Below are 233 nucleotides of genomic sequence, written 5' to 3' on the forward strand. Positions count from 1 at the left end.
GGACCACCGGAGCGGCGAGCCAGCGCGCCGCTTCCGCCGAGCCCGCTGCGGTGATGCGCCAGTAGGCGTGGGCATGCTCGTCGGCCCCCCCGCGCTGGACCAGCCCGTCGCGCTCGAGCCGCCCCAGGGTGTTGTAGATCTGACCGACGTTGGAGGGCCTGGTCGATCCGGTCCGGCGCTCGAACTCGGGGCGCAGCTGGTGACCGGAGCAGGGGCCCGGTTGGGTGAGGGCG

At 74.7% G+C, this 233-nt stretch carries 1 protein-coding gene; it reads right to left on the minus strand.

All coding sequences use genetic code 11. The annotated features are described in order from the left end of the window. Nucleotides 1-233: PadR family transcriptional regulator (locus KVS71_RS19195; RefSeq protein ID WP_217585323.1), on the minus strand; the 233-nt coding region annotated here is incomplete at both ends.

Origin of the sequence: Microbacterium sp. GbtcB4 (assembly GCF_019091465.1) — a bacterium.
GTDB classification, from domain to species: domain Bacteria; phylum Actinomycetota; class Actinomycetes; order Actinomycetales; family Microbacteriaceae; genus Microbacterium; species Microbacterium paraoxydans.